Consider the following 20,770-nt stretch of genomic DNA (forward strand, 5'->3'; position numbering starts at 1 on the left):
CATTCACATACGACACACGTCCGAGCCGGAACCGGTTCACGTGAAAATTTACAATGCTCTCGGGCTGCCGGTACGACCATTAAGGAGGCTGACCACCATCGAATGAAAAATTTGTAGTGTAGAATTTGAAAACACTCTACAACAAAATCAGTAACTTATACACAAAAGTGACAAACTTGGGCTAAGCCCATGAGGCGACAGAAAATACGTGAAGGTCCATCCAACGCCCGGCACGAAGCCAATCCGCAGGACAGCCGCCACATTCCCACCTGGTAGAAGCACCATCCCCTCAGCGGTACGGGCGGCTCGCCCGCCGCCGGTGTAGGCGGTAGGGGAGGTTCGCGAACCGCCCCCACATGAATGGATCCCCATGCTTCCGGGCTCCTACGCCCCGGCGGCTTCGCGGGCCAGGTGCTTTTCCAGCCGTTCGATGTTATCCCGTGCGAACTCGATGGTGGGATCCAGCTCCAGGGCCATCTTGTAGAGCCGAACCGCCTCCCGGATGTGGCCCAGCTCGCGCAGGTTGGAGCCGATATTGGCATAGTCGATGGCCGATCCGGGATCCAACTCGATGGCGCGCTCGAAGGCCTCGATGGCGCGGTGGTGTTCCTTGAGCTGGTAAAGGCAGAAACCCCGCAGATTGTAGATCTCTTTCAGCTCCGGGTTGTGCATCTCCGCCTTTTCCAGGGCATCCAGCGCACGGCGGTAGTCGCCCAGGTCCTTGTGACAGGACGCCATGTGCACATAGATGCTGGCCAGCTCCCCCGGATCAGGATCCTGTTCCAGGGATCGGGAAAAGAGACTCAATGCCTCGCCCGGATTTCCCATGGCTTCCAGACTGTGAGCCCGGAAGAAGGTGAGGTCGAACCGCGGTCCGAACATCGCGTCCAGACTCTCCAGGTACCGGGCCGCCTCCACGGGTTCCAGGCCGCGGATCAAGGTTCGAGCCATGTGCTGGGCGAAGTCCGTGTTGCGCGTGTGCTCCAGGAAATGGGCACCGGGGATCATCACGTAAACGGCCGGAACCTGCAGCTGCGGGTGGGTGACGTTGAGAACCAGCACCTCCATCCCGATGCCCGACAAGGCAGCCACCGCCCGTTCAATTTCCACCTTCATGTTGTCGTGGCTGATGTCGGGAAGGGCCTGAATGGGCACGGTGCCGTCGTGTTCCATAAGGTAGCTCGCCGCCTCCAGGTTGGGGTACTTGGGAAGGGTGGGGCGGTAGGTGGTGCGGTTTTCGAAGTCTCCGGCCAACTGGGCCACCTCCGTCAGAGCCCGGCACAGGGATTTTTCCGGCTGCGACGTGGTGCCCGCCGTGAAGACGATTTCACTCTTTTCCGGAAACGTGGCCGGGTCGTAGGCCAACACCCCCACGGTGGGGATTCCCGTATCCAGGGAAAAATCCCGGAGATAGAGCCGGATCCCGTGTCTTTGAAACTTCTCCACCAGCTCCCGGGAAGCGGGATCGGCCAGGCTGTCGGGGTCGATGGCGGGAGTCACCAGCTCGTCGTGGCAGATCACCGAGCCCACATGGCGCTCCACCACTTCGCACAAGGCCTGCAAAACCGCTTCCTCCAGGGTGTTTCCGGCGGCGGGTCCGTTGTACTCGTTGATCAGGTAGAACCAGTCGATGGGGGCCCATTGATCGACCCCCCGGGTCAGGTTCCGCACCGGAACCCATCGGAGCGGGCACTGGGAAAGGAAGGCCTCCGCCTTTTCCACGGGGGTCTTTTCATCAAAGACTGAGCGCAACAGCATTCGGGCCCCCACGGCGTGCCCGCCCAGGTCCGTCGCCCGAGCCTTTCGAAAATCGGCGCCGTGAATAAAGGAAAAGAAGCTGAAGCGCTCCATGAGTTCCATGACGGCGCTGGCTTCCGACTGGGCCGGCGTGGCGCCTTTCCCCATCTGCTTCTTGGTTCCCGTAAAGGCCGTGGCGTCCTCGCCGCACAGGCTGATATAGACCGGGATGCCCAAACGCCCCGTGTCGATCCTCAACGTCTTGGCGAGAATCCGGATGTTTACGCTCTTGAGCCGCTCCCGAACCCATTGCACCGTCTCTTCGGGCCGCCTCGTCTTTTCCTGGTCGTGACTGAACGTCTTGAAACTGTCCTGAATCCGAATCTTGGCATCTGGAACCATAACTTCCCTTTCTTCCTATGGAAATGGTGCCCCGCGCCTGCAGGGGGAACCGGCCGGGCACCGGGCACCTTAACCGCTTTTTTCCCACTTTTCCAGTAGACTTTACACGGAACGGGTCATTACACCACCGGACCGGGCGTACGATACGGGCACACGGTCACTCGCCCCCGCCCGTCTCCGTCACTTGGTGAAACATTGCAGACTTCGCGGTTGCCGTCCGTCGGCACGCGGCCATCGGGGATCACGGAAGGGCCCGGGTGAGCTCTTCGGCTTCCGCCGCTTCCACGGCCCGCCGGATGGTCTGGACCAGGCGCCGGGCGGGACGGCCGGTGCGGTAGGTTCTGGAAAGTCCCCGGACCGCATCCAATTGGGGCAGGGTGGTGGGCCGAACCTTGGCGAGCCGAAGCAGGGCCTCGTTGGAAAGAACGCGAAACGGGGCCCGATCCAGGCGCCGGGCTTCCCGGTCCCGGAACGCATACACTTCCTGAAGAACCTTCCAGCCCTCCTTGGACAGGCTCCGCGCCCCCCGGATTCGCCGGTAACCGTCCTCCGGAAAGCGCTCCCGGGGAGGGGCCTGGGAACAGACCCTGCCAAAGGCTTCCCGGGACTGCTCCAAGAGGCCCTTCGCCGTCAGCTCCTCGTGGAGTTGTCGGCGAAGCGGGATAAGATAGTGTGTATCGAGCCGTGCATAGTGGAGCTGCTCCGGCTTCAGGGGGCGTCTTCCCCAGTCGCAGCGCTGCCACTTCTTGTCCAGCTGCACCTGGAAGCGGGTCTCCAGGATGCCGGCAAGCCCCAGTTGTTTTTCTCCCAGTATCTTACAGGCCAAAGCCGTATCGAAGACATTGCGAAAGCGGAACCCATAGTCGCGCTTGAGGGAACCGATGTCGTTGGCGGCGGCATGCAAAATTTTCTCCACCTTGGCGGACCGGAAGACCTCTCCCAGAAGGTGGGCGGACTTCAGGGCGAGGGTGTCCAGGATGTAGTCCTCATCCTCGGTGGAGATCTGGATCAGGCAGACCTTTTCGTAGTAGGCGTAGTAGCCGTTGGATTCCGTATCCACGGCGATGTGCCTTTGACGCAGCAAGTTCTCAACCAGCTCCGGGAGCTGTTCATCGGAGTCGATCAGTTGGTACGGGCGCATGAGCGGTTTCCTGCCTTCTGGGCCTGTGTTATCAGATGCTGATGAAAGGAGCGAATCCATGGGAAAAAGGAAAAAGGCATCGCAGTCCGGCCGCGCCTTTCGGTCTCATCCTCATCCCCGGCCGAAAAACACAGGCTTCTATACCCCTTTCCAGGAGCTGGATCAACAGATTGCAAAGGTGCGGAAGGGACAGAAAAAGGCCCGTCGCCGCGTTCCTCCTCCGCCGGATTCCCCCACGGGCCGTGGGCCGGGCCCTGACACCGGGCCTGATGAGGAGCTCTTTTTGCGCGAAGTCTCCGACGTGATTCCTCTCTCGCCCGAGGACCGTTCGCGGGTCCCGCGGTTCCGTGGCCCCTGCGATTTTCCGCGTTTTGCGGAAGCGGAAGACTGGGAGGTTCTCCGGCACCTGGGGGAACTGGTGCGGGGGGAATGCCGCTTCGAGCTCACCTTGTCCGATGAATACATGGACGGGGCCGTAGTGGGGCTTCCCCCCTCCATCCTCAAGGGCCTCCGCAACGGGGACTTCAGTTACCAGGACCATGTGGATCTCCACGGCCTGAACCGCCATGAAGCCAGGGAGTCCGTCGTCCGATTCCTGCAAGAAAGCCACGCCCGGGGGCTTCGCTGCGTTCTGGTGATCTGCGGCCGGGGGCTCAATTCCAAGGGCAAGGAACCGGTCCTCAAACGGGTGCTGGTGCAGTGGTTCACCCAGGCGCCCCTAAAGCGCCTCGTGCTCGCCTTTGCCAGCGCCCGCACCTGGGACGGGGGCGCCGGGGCCTTTTACGTGCTGCTGCGCCGAGGCCAGGGAAAGGCCCCCGTACGCTCCCCCGCGCTTTAGGAAGACGGCGAGCAGTCGGCGCCACAACCCCACGCCCCATGGGCTCCCGGCCTCCGCACGCCCGCGGGCGCTGAGCACGACTCCGACCACCACCAGCAGGCCGCCTCCCACCTGCCCCGCCGAGAGACGTTCTCCCAGCACCAGCCACGCGGTCACCACCGTCACGACCGGAATGAGGTTGATGAAGACGGCCACGCTGGATGCGGGAAGGGCCCCCAAGGCGCGGTTGTAGAGGAAAAAGGCGCCCAGGCTGGCGAAGAGGCCCAGGAAGCCCACGGCCAAAGCTCCTTGCGTCGAAACGCGGTGAACCCAGCCGCCCTCCCATTCCCCGACGGCGAAGGGCAGGAAGAAGACGACGGCGAAGAACGCCTGGAGGGTCGTGACCGTGAGGGCGCCGTAGCGCCCACCCAGGGTGCGGCTCACGACGGTGTAGACGGCTGCGCAAAGGGCCGCTCCCAGAATCAGGAGATTTCCGGCGAGCGAAGAGGAAGCCGCCGGGTCGGCACCGTTTTTCACCAGGAGGCCGACGCCCGCCAGCGTCAGCAGGATGCCCATGGCTCCATGAAGCCCCGTGCGTTCCTTGAGAAAGACGGAAGCGAGAAGGGCCACGAAAACCGGTATGCTGGCAATGATGAGCGAGGCCACCGACGCGCTGGTGCGAAGCAGCCCGTAGGTCTCACACACGAAATAGAGCCCGGGATCCATGATCCCGAGAAGGAAAAAGAGCCCCAGATCCCGCGCATGAATCCTTTCCCTGGCCCGATAAATCCAGAGCAGGGCGAGCAGGCCTCCCGCCAGCAGGAACCGGGCCGTGAGGAGGCTGTAGGGAGGGAAGGAGCGCAGGGCCACCTTGGTGGCCACGAAAGACATTCCCCAAATGGTCACCGCCCCCAGAGCGGCGAGATAGGCCTTGGCCGTCGTCTTCATAAGCTTCCTTCAAAAAAAAACCCGGGCGGACCAACCGCCCAGGCAGCAGGCACGGGTGGAAAGGAGGTCTAGTCCCAGCTCAGGATTTCCTCGTCGTAGATGTTTTCGATCTTCCTCTTGTGCTTGATCTCTTCCTGAGCCAGCATCTCGAAGACCTTGGCGGTCTTTTCGTGCAGGCACTTGTCCTTCCAGGCGGAATAGAAGAGATGGGCCTTTTCCTCCTTCTTCATGGCCAGGGTCAGGGCCTCCTGGTAGGTCATGTCCTCCCGGAACTCCACGTCCATGAGGTAGTCGCTGATCTTGAGATCTTCCACCTTGTCCAAGGTGAAATCCTTCAAACCGGCGGGATCCAGATCCTGTAGGAGCTTGCGGTGCTTTTTTTCCTCTTCCACCATCTCCAGGAAGAATTCCCGAATGCCCGGGTTCTTGGCCCGATCGGCGCACTTCTGGTAGAAATCCATGGCCAGTTCTTCCTTACGGATGGCGAAATTCACCACATCGTCAAAAGAGCGGCAACTCAATGTGGACATAACGGGCCTCCTCTGCGCTTGCTTGGCATCAGCCGTTTTTTCGTTTCCACCCAAGGGGCATGCGCTCTCATAGCAAGAGCCGCGGCCCCTGGGCAACCTCTTTCATCGGCTTTCTCTCTCACCGGGCGATCCGCGGGGATAAACCCCGACTCCACCTCATCGGTCCATGTGCTTCCCTACATCCTAGCGCAGCCCTTCAGGGCCGCGGAAAATCGCCCGGCGCCGGACAGGGCATGGGGTACTGGCTGTCACGAGTCACGGCCCCACGAAGAGGGGGACCAACTGGAACGTCTCCACGTCCACCAGCCCTCGGTCCGTGATCTTCAGGCGCGGAATGACGGGAAGAGCCACAAAGGAAAGGGCCATGAAGGGATGGGGCAGGGGAGATCCCAGAGAGCGCGCCGCCTCGTTGAGCGCATCCAGAGCCCGGCAGACTTCTTCCAGCGGCCGCGGACTCATGAGCCCGGCGATGGGAAGGGGGAGGAAGGCCAGCACGCGCTGATCAACAGCCACCGCCAGCCCCCCCCGACTTTCGGCCACCGCGCGTGCCGCCGCGATCATGGCGGAATCGGAAGCTCCCACCACCACCAGGTTGTGGGAATCGTGGGCCACCGTACTCGCCAGGGCGCCTCTTTGGAGGCCGAAGCCCCTCACGAAGCCCACGGCAGGTTTGGGAGGCCCCTCCGGGGAATATCGGTTGTAGACGGCCACCTTCAAAAGGTCCCGGGCCGGATCCGCGTGGACGAAGCCGTCCGTACTTTGAACCTGTACCACTTCGTGGTCCGTGAGGAGGGTCCCGGCACGGACCCCCAGGGCTCGAAGGCGCCCGCCCTCCGCCCGTACCTTCAGATCCTCTTCACGCAAAGGGGGCAGATGCATGGGGCTTTCGGGAAGGCCGGGCGTGAAGTCGGTGTTCTCCCCGTCGCGGTCGATCGGAGCGCCTTCGCGAGCCATCTCCACCCCGTCTTTGAAAACCCGCACGGGCGTCCAGGGATGCAGCGTTGGGCTCACAGAAAAATCGGCCCGGAACCCCGGGGCCACGGCGCCGCGATCCCGCAGCGCGAAGTGCCGCGCAGGATTGAGACTCGCCATGGCGATGGCCCGCACGGGGTCCAGGCCCAAGGACACGGCGCGGTTCACCACGGCATCCATGTGGCCGTGGGCCAGGAGATCCGTGGGGTGGCGGTCATCGCTCACCAGCAGGCACTGGGGCCATGTGGCGTCGGTCACGGCCCCCACCAGGGTTTCCAGGTCCCTGGACTGGCTTCCCTCACGGATCATGAGCACCATGCCTTTGGCCAGCTTTTCCCGGGCTTCGTCCAAGCTGGTGGCTTCATGGTCCGTTCGGATGCCCGTGCCGGCATAGGCATTCAAGTCTTTCCCCCAAACCATCGGGGCATGGCCGTCCATGGGCCCATCCTGGAAAAGCACCACCTTCTCCAGGACCTGCGGATCGCCTGCCAGCACCCCGGGGAAATTCATCACTTCCGCCAGGCCCAGAACCCGCGGATGGGATCGCAGGGTGTGCAGGTCCGCCCCCCGAAGCTCGGCCCCGGAGGTTTCCAGGGGCGAGGCGGGCACGCAGCTGGGGAGCATGAAAAAGAGGTCCACGGGCATGTCCTCCGCCGCTTGCAGCAGGTAGCGGATGCCGGCCCCTCCCAGCACATTGGCGATTTCGTGGGGGTCCAGGACGACCGCCGTGGTGCCCCGTGGAAGCAGGGCCCGGCAAAAGGCCGAGGGGCCCAGGAGCGTGCTTTCCATGTGCAGGTGCCCGTCGATGAAGCCGGGCGCCACGAAAGCCCCCTGAAGATCCACTTCCCGGCGCCCTCCATATTCCCCCCAGCCGACGAAGCGGCCACCGTGGACCGCCAGGTCGCCGTCCTGGACGCCGCCGGTAAACACATTGACGATGCGCGCGTTCTTCAGGCAAAGGTCGGCGGGCTCCAGCCCCCGTGCCACCCGGATCCACTGGGACAACGCTGCCAAGTCCAGCATGCCGTCCACCACTCCCTCTCACATCTTGTACTTGCCGAAGTCTTCCGGGTCCAATCTTTCGAGAAGCTCGTCCAGGTTTTCCTTGTCCTCCCGGCGGAACACCGGATGATCCTTGTCTTCCGGCATCTTCTGGGACCTTCGGAGCACGTCCTCCTTGACGAAGATGGGCGCGTCCGTGCGCAATGCGATGGCGTCACTGGGCCTGGAGTCGATGGTGCTCACTCCGTTGGAGGTGCGCAGGTGGATCAGGGCATAGTAGGTGTTTTCCCGAAGGTCGCAGACTTCGATCTTTTCCACCACCACGTCGAGATGGTCGAGAACGCTCTTGAAAAGATCGTGGGTCATGGGACGCGGGAATTTGATCTTTTCCAGTTCCGTGGCGATGGAAGTGGCCTCCAAGAGACCAATCCAGATGGGAAGGTGCTCATCCCCTTCGGGGTCGTTCAAGATGACAATGGGCGTGTTGCTCTGGGGATCCATCACCAAGCCGGCCACTTGCATGCGTCGATACATAACGTCTCCTTATGGCCGGGGCGAGCGATGCGGCCGCTCCCATCCCCCGACTCTCTTCAGGTGCGTTCCCGCCTCGGAACCAGTTGAAATAAGATTCCGCGGGAACGAACATAGTCGATGGCGGGCCCCCTGTAAGGGCGGTTCGCGAACCGCCCTTACGCCGATTCCGGACGGATGATCCTTTGAGACGGAATTTCCGCAGGGCCCTGGAGCTTGTCCGAAAAAGCCGGGGGTCACCGCCTTTCTCGTAGCGCAGCCCTTTAGGGCTGCGGAGGAAACCCCGGATAGCCAATCGGGTATTGCCCGTCAGTTCATAGGGTTCCGATGGCCCCTTTTTCCCGGGGCTGAAGCCCCGCAGCTACGAAAGAGTTAAGGCTCCTCACCGGTTCCAGACGGAAGCCCGTTCTCGGCCAAGGCCCCAGCTCCCGGAGCGTCATCAGCAGGCGCTCCCGTCCGCCAACTCCCCTCTGAGGGAATGGGAGTAGGCCTCCCGAATCCTCACGGGCACCAGCGTCCCCACCAGCTCTGGGGATCCCGCAAAATTGACGATGCGATTCTGGGAGGTCCTTCCGGTCATCTGCCCGTTGCCCGCCTTGCTCTCCGACTCCACCAGCACCTCCCGGGTCCGGCCCACCTCCCGGCGGTTTTTCTCCAAGGTGATGGCCGCCTGAAGCGCCTGCAGTTCCGTGAGACGGCGGGCCTTGACCTCTTCCGGCACCTTGTCCGGAAAGGCGCCGGACTTGGCGAAGGGGCGATCCGAATACCGGAAGGAGAAGAGAGTGTCGAAGCGAACGGTGCGGATCAGCTCCAGGGTGGCCTGAAAGTCCTCTTCCGTCTCGCCGGGAAAGCCCACCATCACGTCGGCCGAGATCCCGATATCCGGGCAGGCCGAGCGCAGCCGGGCCACCTTGTCCAGGTAATCGGCGGCCGTATAGTGTCGGTTCATGCGGGCCAGAATGCGGTCGGAACCCGCCTGGAAGGGTAGGTGGATGTGTCGGCACAGCTTCTTCAACCGGGCAAAGCATTCGATGAGTTCGTCGTCGAGATCCTTGGGATGGGAAGTGGTGAAGCGGATGCGCACCAGATCGGTTTCCTCTTCGATGCGCCGGAGCAGCCGGGCGAAGTTCATGCCGTCAGCCAGCCCCTTTCCGTAGGAATTGACGTTTTGTCCCAGCAGCAACACCTCCCGGGTGCCCTTCCGTGTGATGATGTGGATTTCACGGAGGATCTCGTCCGCGGGCCGGCTTCGCTCCCGCCCCCGCACGTAGGGAACGATGCAGTAGGTGCAGAAGTTGTCGCAGCCCTGCATGATGGTCACCGGCGCCACCACCGGGCATTCCCAGCGATGGTCTTGGTGAAAAAGCTCCTTCCAGCCTTCTTCGTCGTGCTCCGGCAGATGGGCCGTGCGGGCGTCCTCCTCCGTGCTTCGGCGCAACAGCCGCGGAAGAGCTCCGATGGCCCGTGTTCCCAGCACGATGTCCACATGAGGGAACCGGGCGAGAAGCGCGTCGCCCAGTTGCTGGGCCACGCAGCCCGCCACCACGATCTTCAATCGGGGATTCTTGTTTTTGAGGCGGCGAAGACGGCCCAAAAGCGAAAAAACCTTTTGCTCCGCCTTTTCCCGCACCGAACACGTGTTGATGAAGATCACATCCGCCGACGCCGGATCGTCGGTGCTCTCGTAGCCTTCCTGAGCAAGCATCCGCTCCACGCGCAGGGAGTCGTACTCGTTCATCTGGCAGCCGAAGGTGTGCACGTACACGTAGAGGGTCCGGGAACGCTGCTCTCTTTCTACACAAAGTCCTTCCATTGGGACGTCCGTAAGTCTCCTTCCGTCAATTGAACATTGGCCCGGATCAACCGGCCGGCCAGGGTCCGGATCAGCTTCACGGCCAATTGGGGGTTTTCCGTGAGGATCTGTTCCATCATGGATCCGTTGAAGACCTGGATCACGCTTCGGCCGACGCTGGTCACCGTGGCCTGCCGCTTGCCGCCCAGCACGCAGGCCATTTCGCCGAAGAACTCACCCGGCAGCTCGATCCGGCCGATCTCCCGGCCCGAGCGGGTCACCCGAAGACCGGCGTCACTGGACACCAAGCGGTAGAATTCCTTGCTCGACTCCCCCTCCCGAACCACCACCTCGCCTTCGTCATAGTAGCGGACCTCCATGTCCTGGGGGAGCACCACCACCTCTTCCCCCTGGAGCGCCAGTGTGGTTTCCAGGAGCTGTTTCAATACGGAGTTCAGGAGGGAGCGGGCCCGACGGGGGTCGTTCTCGAAGAAATCATCCAACGCATCGTATGCGTAGACCATGAGCCGGCAGGGTTCGGAGGCTCGCACGTCGAAGGCCGACACCCGCTTTCCCAGCACGCCTTCCAGTCCGAATACATCCTGCTCGCCAAGGACCCGGATCTTGCGCCCTTTATGGAAGACCTTCACGCGACCGGAAAGCACCACGAAAAAGGCATCCAGGGGATCGTTCTCCGAAAGGATCAGTTCCCCTTCCTGATACGTCCGGGCCTCCACCCGGTAGCCGGCTTCCGCTTGGTAGTCCATGGTCTCCTCGCTCGTTCACCCGTTTCCATATCCAATCGCCCGTGGTATTTCAAGGTGCGAAACGATTGGTTTCACGCACGGAGCGGATGCCCAGCCGAAGCCGTTCTGCTTCCACAACGGCCCGCACCACGTCCTCACAACCGGGCGCCGTGCTGATATGCACCAAGGCCAATCGCCGGTCCACTGTGGTTACCGTGCCCACCCCTTCGTAGGCTTCGACGATGGATGTCAGCAGGTGGATGGACGCAGGATTCAGCACCACCTCATAGACACTACACCGACGGGGATCCATCCGTTTTCTCTCCCGGGGAAACTTTTGGCTTTGGCCGCGCTGACGACCTATGATAGCAAGTGGGATCTGCGAAAAGAAGGAAAAGTTGGATCGCGTCTCGGATGGGAGTGGTGAAGGATGGATAGGGATCGCCTGGACTTCGACCTTCGACGATATCTGCTCATGGTCCTTGCCTTGTGCCTTGCTTTCTCCGGTGCGCCGGCGGCCGTCGCACAGGACGCTCCAAAATCCTTTTTGGCCCAGGGCGTCGCCCCGTACGACCCGGCGAACCCGGCCCAGTCCCGCCAGAAGGCGCTGGAGGATCTCCTGCGCCAGGCGGTGCTCCAAGCCGTGGGCACCGTTCTCGACGCCGGTGGGATCGCCCGCCATCGAAGTGAGCTGGAAACGAACATCCTGGCATCTCCCGACCGCTACATCCCCAGCTACCAGATCGTATCCGAGACACCCGAGGATCCTTTGTACCGACTGCAGGGGTCCGTGTCCATCGACATGAAGGCATTGACGGAGGACTTGAAACCCTGGCTGCCGCAGGGGACGCCGCCGGAACCGGAGGCTCCTGCGGGTCCGGCGGCGGGGCCTGTGACCGAAACCGGAGGGACGCAGGGTGCGCCGATGCCCACCACCGTCAAGGACGTCCTGTGGGCGGTGGCGGAAAACTGGGAAGGCGATTGGGTGATCCCGCAGCCGGACACGTCAGCTGCAGTGGTTCTAGCCCCCATGGTCCGGGACGAAGCCTCGGACTATCTCTGGACCATGGGATATCCCACCCTGGATTCAGGCCGGATCTCCGACCCCTCTGCCCCCCAAAGGGTCCAGGCCGTCCTGGACGAAGCGCGCCGGGAAGGAAGGCGCTACGCCATCGTGGGGACCGCAGCCCGGGAAGGAGATGCCTACGTGGTCCGGTGCACCGTCTACGCCGTACCGGATGGGATCACCCTGGGAATCGTGGAACAGCGGGCGCCGGCCCAAGGGAGCCGCCAGGAGGCCGCCCTACAGTTGGCGGCTCTTCTGGTTCCCTCCCTGGACCAGGTGCTCCGGCCTGCCACCACGGAGGCTGCCCCTTCACCCCCGGCGGGAGGGCCGGCACCGGGACTCTGGCAGATTACCATCACGGGTGACCACCCCTACGCCGCCTGGTTGAACCTGCAAGCTTTATTGGCCGATTCCGGTCCGGGCCTGCAGGCGGCCTCCATGACCTTCCAGCCACGCTCTCTCACCGTAGACCTGGATTCGGATGCAGCCGGGCAGGCGGCCGCTGCGGACGGAACCCGCGTGGGCCCCCGGCACATCCTTCGTCTCAAGGAATACGACCCCATGGGCCGGCGCATGGGCTTTATCCTCATTCCTGCACCGGAGTCCACCGCTGACGCAGCCGAGGAGACTCCCTCGAAGCCATGACCGTTCCCAACCTCCTGACGCTTATCCGGATCTTGCTCACCCCGCTCCTGGTGTGGCTCCTGCTGGGATCCCGGCTCACGGAAGCGCTTCTCGTCTTCTTCTTGGCCGGGATCACCGACGGACTGGACGGCTTCATCGCCCGGGTCTTTCACCAAAAGAGCCGACTCGGGGCCTACCTGGATCCACTGGCCGACAAGATCCTCCTGGTGAGCAGCTTCATTCTCCTGGGCCGTCTCAAGCTCCTGCCCACCTCCCTGGTGGTGATCGCCGTCAGCCGGGACGCCCTCATCGTCATCGGCGTCATGACGCTCATGTTCTTTCAGGTGCGGGTGGAGATCCGCCCCAGTTGGGTGAGCAAATTCACGACCTTGTCCCAAATCGTCACCGTGCTGGCAACCCTGGCCACGCCCCTGCTGACGCTTCCCATCTGGGCCAAGCAGAGCCTTTACGTGGTCACGGGACTTCTGACCATCACCAGCGGCATCCACTACATCCTCATCGCCTTCCGCCTCTGGGAGGGGGACACGAGCGGCGGCACCGCCTGAGGCTTGCATTTTCCTTGACACCCTCGGGCTGTTTCGCTATAGGGAGACCAACTTTGTAGGCACGTAGCTCAGTGGGAGAGCGCTACCTTGACGCGGTAGAAGTCGGCGGTTCAATCCCGCCCGTGCCTACCACCCCTTTCGAAGGGGGAACGGGTCACGGAATCCGAGACGCACACCGACACAGATACGCAAGGCCATCGGGTGAAGCGCAAACCAGCACGCGTATCACAATCCAGCGCGCAAGCCGATTGAACATCACAGAGCATCAGTCCCGTCTTGCGGCGGCTGATGCTCTTTTTGTTTCGCCGGAGCCGCAAGGGGGCCCGCCGGCGGATGCGAAGAAAGGGGATGAACAGGGAATGCACGAAGAATCGGAACACGTACGAGTGTCTTTGCCGGATGGCAAAAGTGTGGAGTTGCCGGCTGGCCAAACCGTCCAGGACGCTCTTCGGGACCTGGGAGTCAAGGGCAACCAATGGATCGCGGCACGACTCAATGGTCGCCTTGTGGATCTCACCCGGCCCGTGGAACAGGACGCCGTGCTGGAACCGGTGGCGGCCGACAGTCCGGAAGGGCTCGAAATCCTCCGCCACAGCACCTCCCATGTGATGGCCCAGGCCGTGCTCAGCCTCTTTCCGGAGGCCAAGGTGGCCATCGGACCGGCCATCGAAAACGGATTCTACTACGATTTCGACGTGCCGCAGCCCTTCAGCCCCGACGATCTGGCCAAGATCGAAGCCAAGATGCAGGAGATCATCCAGGCGAAGGTTCCCTTTGAACGGCAGGAGGTGGCCCGGGAGGAGGCTATCGAGCTCTTTCGCCAAAAGGGCGAAAAGTACAAGGTGGAGCTCCTGGAAGAACTGGAAGAGCCCACCATCTCCATCTATCGCCAGGGAGACTTTGTGGACCTTTGCCGGGGTCCCCACATCCCCCACACCGGCTACATCAAGGCGTGCAAGCTCCTTTCCGTGGCCGGCGCCTACTGGCGGGGCGACGAACGAAACCCCATGCTCCAGCGCATCTACGGAACGGCCTTCGCCGACATCAAGGCCCTCAAGAAGTACCTGCAGTTCCTGGAGGAAGCCCAAAAGCGCGATCACCGCAAGCTGGGGCGCGAACTGGATCTTTTCAGCTTTTCCGACGAGGTGGGAGCCGGGATGGTCATCTACCATCCCAAGGGCGCTCTGCTCCGCCACATCCTGGAGACCTTCGAAAAGCGGGAACATCTCCGCCGCGGCTACCAGATCGTCATGGGGCCGACCCTGCTCAAGACCGAGCTGTGGAAGCGATCCGGCCATTTCGACAACTACCGCGAAAACATGTACTTCACGGAAATCGACGGGCAGTCCTACGGCATCAAGCCCATGAACTGTCTGTCGCACATGATCATCTACAAGTCCAAGGTCCGCAGCTACCGGGACCTGCCCCTGCGGTTTTTCGAACTGGGCACCGTGCACCGCCATGAGAAGTCGGGCGTTCTCCACGGGTTGTTGCGCGTCCGTCAGTTCACCCAGGACGATGCCCACATCCTGTGCACGCCGGAACAGCTCCATTCGGAAATCCAGGGCATCGTGGATTTCGTCATTGAGGTCATGGGCCTTTTCGGCTTCGACTACGAGATGGAAATCAGCACCCGCCCGGAGAAGTCCATCGGAACCGACGAAGACTGGGAGCGGGCCACCAGGGCGCTCATGGACGCCCTCCAGGATAAGGGCATTCCCTACCACATCTGCGAAGGGGAAGGGGCCTTCTACGGTCCCAAGATCGACGTGAAGCTCAAGGACGCCCTGGAACGCAAGTGGCAATGCGCCACCATCCAGTGCGACTTCACCCTGCCGGAACGCTTCGATCTCACCTACGTGGGACCGGACGGCAACCGCCATCGACCCGTGATGCTCCACCGGGTGATTCTGGGGGCCATCGAGCGCTTCATGGGGGTGCTCATCGAGCATTACGCCGGCGCGTTCCCCACCTGGCTGGCCCCCGTGCAGGCCGTGGTGGTGACCGTCACCGACAGCCAGCTGGACTTCGCGCGCAGAGTGTACCGGCAGCTCCGCGACGCCGGGGTGCGGGCGGAAATCGATGAGAGAAACGAGAAGCTGGGCTTCAAGATCCGCGAGGCCCAGCTCCAGAAGGTTCCCTACATGTTGGTGGTGGGCGACAAGGAAGTGGAGGCCGGCGGCGTGCGGCCGAGGCGCCGGGACGGCACGCAACTGGACCTCATGCCCGTGGAAGAGTTCGTCCAACTGGTGGAAAAGGAATGCCTGGAAGGCTCCGGCGGGCGCATCGGCCTCGGCGCCGTGTGACCCCCTGTGGGGTCCGCTAGGCTCATGGGAGAAAGAACCAGAACCGCATAGAGACGCCAATAGACGAACACAGCTTTTGTCCCGCGGCGGCGGATGGAGTTCCGCAGCTGCTTACTTGGACCCATTCCAAAAAGAACATCCAGCAAGGAGGAGAAGGCCCTGAAAAAGCAAGAAGGCAACGTGAACGAGAGGATTCGGGCTCGCGAAGTGCGCGTCATTGGTTCCGACGGCACCCAACTAGGGATCATGCCCCTTCAACAGGCGCTGGAGGCGGCCCGAGAGGAAGGCTTGGACCTGGTGGAAGTGGCCCCCAATGCCGATCCTCCCGTCTGCAAGATCATGGACTACGGGAAGTTCAAGTACTTGCAGAGCAAGAGATCTCAGGAAGCCAAGAAGAAGCAGACGGTCATCCAGGTCAAGGAAGTGAAGGTGCGCCCCAAGACCGACGACCACGACATCCAGACCAAGTTGCGTCACATCCGTCGCTTTTTGGCCCAGAAGGACAAGGCCAAGGTGACGGTCATCTTCCGCGGCCGGGAGATCGCCTTCAAGGAGCGCGGGGCCATGGTGCTCCAGAAGATCCTCGATGAGCTCCAGGACGAAGCGGTCGTGGAGATGCCGCCCAAGATGGAAGGGCGCAACATGGTCATGATCCTGGCGCCAAAGGCCTAACCTTCCTCACAAAAAGCTTGACACACCCCAGGGGTGTCAATAGATTACACGCCTCGATCCACCGTGGGGACGAGGCTTCCCGATGCGTACGCCCGTCCCCGTGCCGGACGCAACACCGCCTCCGTGCGGCGTTGCGCTGTTTTGTGCCGAAAGAGCCCGGTCTGAGACCTTGTGAAACGAGACCATTCGGAGGAATCCATGCCAAAGCTCAAAACCAACCGTGGGGCCGCGAAGCGCTTTCGCAAGACCGGAGGCGGACGCTTTGCGCGAGCCAAAGCCTACAAGAGTCACATCCTCACCAAGAAGAGCTCCAAACGCAAGCGGGCGCTTCGCCGATCCACTATCGTGGACCCCGCCAATGTGAAGGGTCTGCAGAGGATGCTGCCGTACCTCTAGGCGCCGGCAGGGCCTATTCAATACAGACACTTGTGACTTTCAAGGAGTGGGAAGATGCCTCGAGTAAAGAAGGCGGTGAAATCACGTCAGCGCCGCAAGAAGATTCTTCATATGGCCAAGGGCTACCGCGGCGGTCGCGGCCGGTTGTTGCGCACCGCCAAGGAAACCGTCAGTCGCGCCCTGGTTTACGCCTATCGGGACCGTCGGGCCAAGAAGCGCAACTTCCGAAGCCTGTGGATCATGCGCATCAATGCAGCGGCGCGCCAACACGGACTGAGCTATTCCGCCTTCATGAGCGGACTGAAGAAGGCCAACGTGGAGTTGGATCGCAAGGTGCTGGCGGGCTTGGCCGTGTCCGATCCCCAGGCCTTCGCCCAACTGGTAGCCGTTGCCAAGGAAGCGGCGTAGGGACCCATGGAAGAGGATGCGCGCACACTTTTTCGGGAAGCGGAAGGGGCCATCGCGGCGGCGGGCGCAGACCTGAAGGCCCTGGATGCGGTCCGCGTGGGCTTTTTGGGCCGCAAAGGCAAGCTCACGGCCCTCTTCAAGCGCCTCGGCACTGTGCCTGCAGAGGCCCGGCCCGAGGCCGGCCGGGTCTTGAACGAGGTGAAGGCGGCCCTTGAGGAACGTCTTGCCGAAGCGATCCGCAAGGCCAAGGAACAGGCCAAGCGCCCCAAGTCCGTCCTAGACGTGACGGTCCCCGGACGGCGTCCCCTTTCCGGCCGGTTGCACCCCATCACGCAGACGGCCATGGACATCGCGGCCATCTTCAACCGGCTGGGCTTTGAGACCGTGGAAGGACCGGAAGTCGAGCTGGACTACTACAACTTCGAGGCCCTCAACATTCCCAAGGACCACCCGGCCCGCGACATGCAAGACACCTTCTACGTGTCGGACGAGGTGGTCCTGCGCACCCATACGTCTCCGCTTCAGATCCGCACCATGGAAAAGAAGCGCCCGCCCATCAAGATCATCGCGCCCGGCAAGGCCTACCGATGCGATTCGGACGTCACCCACACGCCCATGTTCCATCAGGTGGAGGGCCTCATGGTGGGGCGCGACATCTCCTTCGGGGACCTCAAGGGCGTTCTCACCGTCTTCGTCCATCAAATGTTCGGCCCTCATGTGGGTCTTCGCTTCCGCCCCAGCTTCTTTCCGTTCACCGAGCCCAGTGCGGAAGTGGACATCCAGTGCGTCATGTGCCGGGGGGCCGGGTGCCGGGTCTGCTCCCAGACCGGATGGCTGGAGATCCTGGGATCCGGCATGGTTGACCCGGAGGTCTTCAAAATGGTCGGTTACGATCCCGATGAAGTGACCGGCTTCGCCTTCGGGATGGGCATCGAACGGATCGCCATGCTTCGCTACGGTATCAACGACCTGCGGCTCTTTTTCGAAAACGACGTCCGATTCTTGAGGCAGTTCTAGCGGGGAGAGTCATCGCCGGGCCGCACTGTTTTCATCTTCCGCCGCTCCCCCACAAAGGGCACGACGACCGGGTCGTGCCCTTTGTCGTAACGGCGAGGGCGCTCCATCAGGCACTGAGAGGGGAACATCGATGCGCGTAAGCACCCAGTGGCTCAAGGACTATGTGGACCTCACCGTGGACGCCGACACCCTTGCGGACCGCCTCACCATGGCGGGCCTGGAAGTGGAATCGGTGGAACGCCCCCATGCCTTTCTGACCCAAGTGGTCGTGGCGCGGGTGGATGCCGTTCGACCCCATCCCAACGCGGACAAGCTCCGGTTGTGCGACGTCCACGACGGCACCCGCATCCGGCAGGTGGTCTGCGGGGCTCCCAACGTGGCCCCGGGGCAGGTGGTAGCCCTGGCGCTTCCGGGAGCCGTCCTTCCCAACGGCCAGAAACTTTCCGAAGCCAAGATCCGTGGTCAGTTGTCCGAGGGCATGCTTTGCAGCCAACGGGAACTTTTCCTGGGTGAGGACGCCTCCGGCATCTGGGTTCTCGATCCCCATCTGCCCCTGGGAAAGACCTTGCTGGAAGCCATGGACCTGGACGACGCCGTCCTGGACGTTTCCATCACCCCCAACCGGGGCGACTGCCTTTCCATGGTCGGCGTGGCCCGCGAGGTCGCGGCCATCTGCGGCACGCAACTGCGCTACCCGGAAATCACCCTGGCCGAAGACGGCCCCTCCATCCACGACACCGCCTCGGTCACCATCCAGGACCCCGTGGGCTGTCCGCGCTATGCGGCCCGCCTCATCCGGGGCGTGCGCATCGGGCCGTCTCCCCAGTGGATGAAGCGCCGCCTGGAAGCCGCCGGCATCCGGTCCATCAACAATGTGGTGGACGTCACCAACTACGTGATGATGGAACTAGGCCAGCCGCTCCATGCCTTCGACTACGAGCGCCTGCGGGAAGGCCGGATCGTGGTGCGCCGCGCCCGTTCCGGGGAACGCTTTTCCACTCTGGACGGAGTGGAACGGACCCTTTTCGACGATACCCTTTTGATATGCGACGGAGTGGGGCCCGTGGCCATCGCCGGCATCATGGGCGGCCTCGATTCGGAAATCACCGATCAGACCACCCAAGTACTCATCGAAAGCGCTTATTTCCAGCCGGAAGGCATCCGGCGCTCCAGCCGCAAACTGGGCCTTCGAACCGAGTCCAGCTACCGGTTCGAGCGGGGCATCGACCCGGAGGGCGTCATCCGGGCGGTGGATCGTGCGGCCCAGCTCATGGTCCAGCTGGCCGGGGGGGTTCTTGCCAAGGGGGTCATCGACGAATACCCGGCGCCCATCGCCCGCCCCACCATCGAACTGCGCGTTGCCAAGGTGAACCGCTTCCTGGGCCTCGACCTGGATGCCGGCGACATGGCACGTGTGCTGGAATCCATCGAAATGCAGGTGGAGTCGAAGGATCCGGAGACCCTCCTGGTCACACCCCCTTCTTGCCGCTCCGACGTGACGCGGGAAGTTGACCTGGCCGAAGAGGTGGCCCGCCTCGTGGGCTACGATCGGGTGCCGGTCACCCACGCCACGGCCCCGCTTTACGCCGATCCTCCGGACCCCCATGCCACCTTGCGCCAGAAGCTCAAGGAGACCCTGACGGCCATCGGGTTCGACGAAGTCTTGACTTATTCCTTCATCCCCGAAAAGGCCCTGCAAGACCTCGGGCTTCCGGAAGGGGACCCGCGCCTGCAGCCCGTTCGACTGTTGAATCCCTTGAGCGAGGAGCAGGCGGTCATGCGTACGTCACTCCTGCCCGGGCTGCTCCTGACGGCACGCCACAACTTCGATCGCGCCAACACGGATCTGCGGCTCTTTGAATTGAGCAAGGTCTTCCTGCCCCGAGAGGGGGAAGCCCTGCCGCAGGAAGACCACCATCTTGTGGGCATCCTGGCCGGACGCCGGGTTCCCCACCCGTTGTACGGATCCGAGGAAACGGTGGACTATGCGGACGCCAAGGGAGCGGTGGAAGCCGTGCTGGAACGGTTTCACCTGGGCCCGGATGCCGTTCGCTTTTCCCGGGAGCCGCTTCCCCCGTACTGCGACCCGTCCATGGGCGCCGCCATCCATGTGGCGGACACCCTGGTGGGATCGGTGGGAAGGGTCCACCCCGACGTGCAGGAGGCGTTCGACCTCAAGAGGGACACCTACTACCTCGAACTGGATTTTGAAACCCTCTACCGATTGAAGCGGCCCCATCCCGGTTTTTCGCCCCTTCCCAAATTTCCCTCGGTCACCCGGGACATGGCCCTCATCGTGGCCGACGATCTGCCGGTGGCCGCTCCGCTGGACTACATCCGGTCCCTCCGGGAGCCGCTGGTGGAACAGGTGGACCTTTTCGACCTGTACCGGGGCAAGCAACTGGGGGAGGGGAGAAAGAGCGTGGGGTATCGCATCGTGTACCGCGCTCCGGACCGGAACCTGACCGACGAAGAGGTCAACGCCCTGCACGAGCGGATAACGGAGAAGGTGCTGGCCGCCTTCGACGCGCAGCTTCGCTGATCAGGATTGAAGGATTGAAGATTCGAAGGATTAAGGATTGAAGGGGTAGGGTAGAGGGGTAACGGGGTGGGCCATTTTCCGGGGTACGGCCCTGGGAACGCGTGCCAACGCCCCCGATTCCCCCAGGACCACGGCTCACGGATTACGGAGGATCTCCATGCTCAACGGCGCCAACGCGGGAGGCGATGGAGGGGAAAAGAGGCCCAAGCCTTGCCAGGTGGCCTTCACCTACGGCGACAACAAGGGCATGGGGCGGGCGATCCATTTCAATGAAAGGGGCATGCTCGTTCTTTGCAAGGACCCGGCGCCCATCCAGACCCGCGTTCGACTGAGCCTTCTCTTTCCCGGCTTCCAGAAGCCCTTTGAGGTGGAGGGGGAGGTGATCTGGTCCAACCTGTACGGCCCGGACGACGCGGCCACGCCACGGGGCATGGGGATCAAGTTCCTGCAGCTCGATTCCAGCATCGCTCGGATCCTGGGGGATCTGAGCCTCCAGTACCAGAGCTACGGCACGCAGTACGAGATTTATTACACCTAAGGGCCGGTCCGAAACTG

19 protein-coding genes and 1 tRNA gene are annotated in these 20,770 nt (G+C 62.6%); 11 read left to right on the forward strand and 9 right to left on the reverse strand.

Going from position 1 to position 20,770, the window contains the following annotated elements; genetic code table 11:
* Nucleotides 1-384: 384 nt before the first annotated feature.
* Nucleotides 385-2,139 (reverse strand): YcaO-like family protein, encoded by a 1,755-nt coding sequence (locus tag BUB04_RS15670; RefSeq protein ID WP_073041209.1) that lies wholly within the window; start codon nucleotides 2,137-2,139, stop codon nucleotides 385-387.
* Between the two features lie 241 nt (nucleotides 2,140-2,380).
* The gene (locus BUB04_RS15675; RefSeq protein WP_073041211.1) at nucleotides 2,381-3,280 is read right to left on the reverse strand and encodes a ribonuclease D; all 900 of its coding nucleotides are present in this window, start codon (nucleotides 3,278-3,280) and stop codon (nucleotides 2,381-2,383) included.
* A gap of 283 nt (nucleotides 3,281-3,563) precedes the next feature.
* Between BUB04_RS15675 and BUB04_RS15680 the strand changes: the two genes are divergently transcribed.
* Nucleotides 3,564-4,118, forward strand: a complete 555-nt coding sequence (locus tag BUB04_RS15680) for a Smr/MutS family protein (protein WP_178372018.1) — start codon at nucleotides 3,564-3,566, stop codon at nucleotides 4,116-4,118.
* Here BUB04_RS15680 and BUB04_RS15685 read toward each other — a convergent pair.
* From BUB04_RS15685 to BUB04_RS19455, 7 genes are all read right to left on the reverse strand, one after another.
* On the reverse strand, nucleotides 3,999-5,045 hold the full coding sequence (locus BUB04_RS15685) for a DMT family transporter (protein ID WP_073041213.1): 1,047 nt from the start codon (nucleotides 5,043-5,045) through the stop codon (nucleotides 3,999-4,001). The genes BUB04_RS15680 and BUB04_RS15685 overlap by 120 nt on opposite strands.
* A 68-nt stretch (nucleotides 5,046-5,113) precedes the next feature.
* Nucleotides 5,114-5,575, reverse strand: coding sequence for a ferritin family protein (locus BUB04_RS15690; protein WP_073041216.1), 462 nt, complete (start codon nucleotides 5,573-5,575; stop codon nucleotides 5,114-5,116).
* A 255-nt stretch (nucleotides 5,576-5,830) separates the two neighbouring features.
* Nucleotides 5,831-7,570, reverse strand: a complete 1,740-nt coding sequence (gene ade / locus BUB04_RS15695; RefSeq protein WP_073041218.1) for an adenine deaminase — start codon at nucleotides 7,568-7,570, stop codon at nucleotides 5,831-5,833.
* An 18-nt stretch (nucleotides 7,571-7,588) separates the two neighbouring features.
* The gene (locus BUB04_RS15700; RefSeq protein ID WP_073041220.1) at nucleotides 7,589-8,083 is read right to left on the reverse strand and encodes a bifunctional nuclease family protein; all 495 of its coding nucleotides are present in this window, start codon (nucleotides 8,081-8,083) and stop codon (nucleotides 7,589-7,591) included.
* 436 nt (nucleotides 8,084-8,519) lie between these two features.
* Complete coding sequence (gene miaB, locus BUB04_RS15705; protein WP_073041222.1) at nucleotides 8,520-9,893, reverse strand: tRNA (N6-isopentenyl adenosine(37)-C2)-methylthiotransferase MiaB; 1,374 nt, start codon at nucleotides 9,891-9,893, stop codon at nucleotides 8,520-8,522.
* On the reverse strand, nucleotides 9,875-10,639 hold the full coding sequence (locus tag BUB04_RS15710; protein WP_073041224.1) for a cyclic nucleotide-binding domain-containing protein: 765 nt from the start codon (nucleotides 10,637-10,639) through the stop codon (nucleotides 9,875-9,877). Before BUB04_RS15710 ends, miaB begins: the two co-directional genes overlap by 19 nt.
* 49 nt (nucleotides 10,640-10,688) lie before the next feature.
* Nucleotides 10,689-10,931: a DUF4911 domain-containing protein gene (locus BUB04_RS19455; protein WP_073041226.1), complete on the reverse strand. Its 243-nt coding sequence runs from the start codon at nucleotides 10,929-10,931 to the stop codon at nucleotides 10,689-10,691.
* 117 nt (nucleotides 10,932-11,048) lie between these two features.
* On the opposite strand from BUB04_RS19455, the gene BUB04_RS15720 reads away from it, so the two are divergent.
* The 10 genes from BUB04_RS15720 to BUB04_RS15765 all read left to right on the forward strand — a co-directional run bounded on the left by BUB04_RS15720 (nucleotide 11,049) and on the right by BUB04_RS15765 (nucleotide 20,753).
* Entirely contained in the window at nucleotides 11,049-12,329 is a 1,281-nt protein-coding gene (locus BUB04_RS15720; protein ID WP_073041228.1) for a hypothetical protein, read from the forward strand.
* On the forward strand, nucleotides 12,326-12,874 hold the full coding sequence (locus tag BUB04_RS15725) for a CDP-alcohol phosphatidyltransferase family protein (protein ID WP_073041231.1): 549 nt from the start codon (nucleotides 12,326-12,328) through the stop codon (nucleotides 12,872-12,874). Before BUB04_RS15720 ends, BUB04_RS15725 begins: the two co-directional genes overlap by 4 nt.
* A 57-nt stretch (nucleotides 12,875-12,931) precedes the next feature.
* Nucleotides 12,932-13,006: transfer RNA gene (locus tag BUB04_RS15730), tRNA-Val, on the forward strand.
* 227 nt (nucleotides 13,007-13,233) lie between these two features.
* On the forward strand, nucleotides 13,234-15,180 hold the full coding sequence (thrS, locus tag BUB04_RS15735) for a threonine--tRNA ligase (RefSeq protein WP_073041233.1): 1,947 nt from the start codon (nucleotides 13,234-13,236) through the stop codon (nucleotides 15,178-15,180).
* 159 nt (nucleotides 15,181-15,339) lie between these two features.
* Nucleotides 15,340-15,852, forward strand: a complete 513-nt coding sequence (gene infC / locus BUB04_RS15740) for a translation initiation factor IF-3 (protein WP_073041265.1) — start codon at nucleotides 15,340-15,342, stop codon at nucleotides 15,850-15,852.
* A 198-nt stretch (nucleotides 15,853-16,050) separates the two neighbouring features.
* A complete protein-coding gene (rpmI, locus tag BUB04_RS15745; RefSeq protein ID WP_073041267.1) occupies nucleotides 16,051-16,248 on the forward strand; it encodes a 50S ribosomal protein L35 in 198 nt (65 codons plus the stop codon).
* A 54-nt stretch (nucleotides 16,249-16,302) separates the two neighbouring features.
* On the forward strand, nucleotides 16,303-16,656 hold the full coding sequence (rplT, locus tag BUB04_RS15750; protein WP_073041235.1) for a 50S ribosomal protein L20: 354 nt from the start codon (nucleotides 16,303-16,305) through the stop codon (nucleotides 16,654-16,656).
* A 6-nt stretch (nucleotides 16,657-16,662) separates the two neighbouring features.
* On the forward strand, nucleotides 16,663-17,673 hold the full coding sequence (gene pheS, locus BUB04_RS15755; RefSeq protein WP_073041238.1) for a phenylalanine--tRNA ligase subunit alpha: 1,011 nt from the start codon (nucleotides 16,663-16,665) through the stop codon (nucleotides 17,671-17,673).
* Between the two features lie 130 nt (nucleotides 17,674-17,803).
* Nucleotides 17,804-20,215, forward strand: a complete 2,412-nt coding sequence (gene pheT / locus BUB04_RS15760; protein ID WP_073041240.1) for a phenylalanine--tRNA ligase subunit beta — start codon at nucleotides 17,804-17,806, stop codon at nucleotides 20,213-20,215.
* A 157-nt stretch (nucleotides 20,216-20,372) separates the two neighbouring features.
* Nucleotides 20,373-20,753 (forward strand): PilZ domain-containing protein, encoded by a 381-nt coding sequence (locus tag BUB04_RS15765; RefSeq protein ID WP_073041242.1) that lies wholly within the window; start codon nucleotides 20,373-20,375, stop codon nucleotides 20,751-20,753.
* Nucleotides 20,754-20,770 lie beyond the last annotated feature (17 nt).

Source organism: Desulfacinum infernum DSM 9756 (assembly GCF_900129305.1).
In the GTDB taxonomy this organism is placed as follows: Bacteria; Desulfobacterota; Syntrophobacteria; order Syntrophobacterales; family DSM-9756; genus Desulfacinum; species Desulfacinum infernum.

Excerpts from the sequence above, each read along its gene's own strand:
- ade (WP_073041218.1), bottom strand. The coding sequence starts at position 7,570 with ATGCTGGACTTGGCAGCGTTGTCCCAGTGGATCCGGGTGGCACGGGGG.
- pheT (WP_073041240.1), top strand. The coding sequence starts at position 17,804 with ATGCGCGTAAGCACCCAGTGGCTCAAGGACTATGTGGACCTCACCGTG.
- thrS (WP_073041233.1), top strand. The coding sequence starts at position 13,234 with ATGCACGAAGAATCGGAACACGTACGAGTGTCTTTGCCGGATGGCAAA.
- BUB04_RS15710 (WP_073041224.1), bottom strand. The coding sequence starts at position 10,639 with ATGGACTACCAAGCGGAAGCCGGCTACCGGGTGGAGGCCCGGACGTAT.
- BUB04_RS15700 (WP_073041220.1), bottom strand. The coding sequence starts at position 8,083 with ATGTATCGACGCATGCAAGTGGCCGGCTTGGTGATGGATCCCCAGAGC.
- BUB04_RS15765 (WP_073041242.1), top strand. The coding sequence starts at position 20,373 with ATGCTCAACGGCGCCAACGCGGGAGGCGATGGAGGGGAAAAGAGGCCC.
- miaB (WP_073041222.1), bottom strand. The coding sequence starts at position 9,893 with ATGGAAGGACTTTGTGTAGAAAGAGAGCAGCGTTCCCGGACCCTCTAC.
- rplT (WP_073041235.1), top strand. The coding sequence starts at position 16,303 with ATGCCTCGAGTAAAGAAGGCGGTGAAATCACGTCAGCGCCGCAAGAAG.
- BUB04_RS15685 (WP_073041213.1), bottom strand. The coding sequence starts at position 5,045 with ATGAAGACGACGGCCAAGGCCTATCTCGCCGCTCTGGGGGCGGTGACC.
- BUB04_RS15725 (WP_073041231.1), top strand. The coding sequence starts at position 12,326 with ATGACCGTTCCCAACCTCCTGACGCTTATCCGGATCTTGCTCACCCCG.
- BUB04_RS19455 (WP_073041226.1), bottom strand. The coding sequence starts at position 10,931 with ATGGATCCCCGTCGGTGTAGTGTCTATGAGGTGGTGCTGAATCCTGCG.
- pheS (WP_073041238.1), top strand. The coding sequence starts at position 16,663 with ATGGAAGAGGATGCGCGCACACTTTTTCGGGAAGCGGAAGGGGCCATC.
- rpmI (WP_073041267.1), top strand. The coding sequence starts at position 16,051 with ATGCCAAAGCTCAAAACCAACCGTGGGGCCGCGAAGCGCTTTCGCAAG.
- BUB04_RS15720 (WP_073041228.1), top strand. The coding sequence starts at position 11,049 with ATGGATAGGGATCGCCTGGACTTCGACCTTCGACGATATCTGCTCATG.
- BUB04_RS15690 (WP_073041216.1), bottom strand. The coding sequence starts at position 5,575 with ATGTCCACATTGAGTTGCCGCTCTTTTGACGATGTGGTGAATTTCGCC.
- BUB04_RS15675 (WP_073041211.1), bottom strand. The coding sequence starts at position 3,280 with ATGCGCCCGTACCAACTGATCGACTCCGATGAACAGCTCCCGGAGCTG.
- BUB04_RS15670 (WP_073041209.1), bottom strand. The coding sequence starts at position 2,139 with ATGGTTCCAGATGCCAAGATTCGGATTCAGGACAGTTTCAAGACGTTC.